General features: G+C 72.4%; 3 protein-coding genes and 1 pseudogene. All 4 read left to right on the top strand.

Going from position 1 to position 2176, the window contains the following annotated elements:
- Positions 1-87 precede the first annotated feature (87 nt).
- Complete coding sequence (moaC, locus tag ACFU99_RS41475) at positions 88-615, top strand: cyclic pyranopterin monophosphate synthase MoaC (protein WP_384403336.1); 528 nt, start codon at positions 88-90, stop codon at positions 613-615.
- A 26-nt stretch (positions 616-641) separates the two neighbouring features.
- Positions 642-1124, top strand: coding sequence for a molybdenum cofactor biosynthesis protein B (locus ACFU99_RS41470; RefSeq protein ID WP_384403333.1), 483 nt, complete (start codon positions 642-644; stop codon positions 1122-1124).
- Positions 1121-1744 carry a GNAT family N-acetyltransferase gene (locus ACFU99_RS41465; protein WP_384403330.1) on the top strand — a complete coding sequence of 208 codons (624 nt, stop codon included), beginning with the start codon at positions 1121-1123 and terminating at the stop codon, positions 1742-1744. Before ACFU99_RS41470 ends, ACFU99_RS41465 begins: the two co-directional genes overlap by 4 nt.
- A 151-nt stretch (positions 1745-1895) precedes the next feature.
- Positions 1896-2176 (top strand): annotated as a pseudogene (locus ACFU99_RS41460) (hypothetical protein); the annotation flags it as partial.

Here is a 2176-nt window from a genome sequence, read left to right as displayed (position 1 = left end):
CTCCTCGACTGACCGACGGCTCCGGCCGGTACGGTATCTGCCCAAAAGGACCGGACCGGGAGAACGATGAGCAGCGCGCAGGACCCGATGGCCACCCCCGAGGGCGGCGGCGCCCCCGGCACCCCGCCCCGCCTCACCCACCTCGACGCGGCGGGCGCGGCCCGTATGGTCGACGTCTCCGCGAAGGACGTCACGGCCCGCACGGCCCGCGCCACCGGCCGCGTGCTGGTCGCGCCACGCGTCGTGGAGCTGCTGCGCGGCGAAGGGGTCCCCAAGGGCGACGCCCTCGCCACGGCCCGTATCGCGGGCATCATGGGCGCCAAGCGGACCCCCGAACTGATCCCCCTCTGCCATCCGCTGGCGGTCTCGGGGGTGCGGGTCGACCTGACGGTCGCCGACGACGCCGTCGAGATCGCCGCCACCGTCAAGACCACCGACCGCACGGGCGTCGAGATGGAGGCGCTGACCGCCGTCACCGTCGCCGCGCTGACCGTGATCGACATGGTGAAGGCGGTCGACAAGGGAGCGGTCATCACGGACGTACGGGTCGAGGAGAAGAGCGGCGGCAAGTCCGGGACGTGGACCCGCGAGGGCCGGGAAGGCGGCGCGGCGTGAGCGCGGCCCCGGCGGCGTACCGCGCGATGGTCGTCACCGCCTCGAACCGGGCGGCCGCCGGCGTCTACCCGGACCGGGGCGGCCCGCTCCTCGCCGAGGGGCTGGCCGCGCTCGGCTTCGAGGTCGGGGAGGTGCGGGTGGTGCCCGACGGGGACCCCGTCGAGGAGGCGCTGCGGGAGGCGGTGGCGGCCTCGTACGACGTGGTGGTGACCACCGGCGGCACGGGCATCTCGCCCATGGACCGCACGCCCGACATGACCCGCCGCGTCCTGGACTACGAGATCCCCGGCATCCCCGAGGCCATCCGGGCGGAGGGGCTCGCGAAGGTCCCCACGGCGGCCCTTTCGCGGGGGCTGGCCGGCGTCGCCGGGACGACGCTCGTCGTCAACCTCCCGGGCTCGACGGGCGGGGTCCGGGACGGCCTGGCCGTGCTGGGGCGGCTGCTGACGCACGCCGTCGACCAGATCCGGGGCGGGGACCATCCCAGACCGTCGGGGAGCACCAACTGAACGCCCCCTGGCCGGCCGAGCTGACGGACGGCGATACGTCACTGCGGCCCATAAGGCTGCGGGACCAGCGGGCGTGGCGGGAGGTCAACCGGCGCAACCGCGAGTGGCTGCGCCCCTGGGAGGCGACCATTCCGCCGCCACCGCCCGGCGGGCCGATGATCCAGCGGCCGACGTACCGGCAGATGGTGCGCCATCTGCGCGCCGAGGCGCACGCGGGGCGCATGCTGCCGTTCGTCATCGAGTACCAGGGGCGGCTGGCCGGGCAGTTGACTGTGGCGGGGATCACCTGGGGGTCGATGTGTTCCGGTCACGTCGGCTACTGGGTGGACGAGGCCGTGGCCGGCCGCGGCGTCATGCCGACGGCCGTCGCCCTCGCGGTCGACCACTGCTTCCGGACGGTCGGGCTGCACCGCATCGAGGTGTGCATCCGGCCGGAGAACGGGCCCAGCCGCCGCGTCGTGGAGAAGCTCGGCTTCCGGGAGGAGGGGCTGCGGCCGCGGTACCTCCATATCGACGGCGGCTGGCGGGACCATCTGGTCTATGTGCTGACGGCCGAGGAGGTCCCGGAGGGGCTGCTGACCCGGTGGCACCGGATCCGGCCCAACGCCTCACAGAAATAAAATAAGTGTTCGAATTTCGTTGCAAAATGACCGCATTCGCGAAGTGCCGAACCAAACAATCACAAAAAAAGTTCGAGATATCGGCCGGATCGTGCGACACACCGCGCCAATTGGCGGATGTGCTTGCGCATGCCCCTCTACGGTGTGAAGCGTGAGCAGCAGCGGCCTCATCTACGCAGTCATCGTCGGGGCCTGGGCCGCCTACTTGGTGCCGATGTGGCTCCGTAGGCAGGACGAGCTCAATGAAGCCCGTCCGACGGAACGCTTCTCCACCGCCATCCGGCTGCTGTCCGGCCGGGCGGGGATGGAGCGCCGATACGCCAAGGACCAGAAGGACCTGACGGACCTGGAGGGAAGCGCCTCCGACGACGCGGGGGACCCCACCGGGCCCCCCGCCGCCGAGCGGAGCGCCCCCGTGCCGGACGCCGCGAC

Origin of the sequence: Streptomyces sp. NPDC057654 (assembly GCF_042800135.1) — a bacterium.
Lineage (GTDB): Bacteria > Actinomycetota > Actinomycetes > Streptomycetales > Streptomycetaceae > Streptomyces.
Note: the sequence above shows the minus strand (reverse complement) of the source record. Positions and strands in the feature narration are given on the sequence as shown.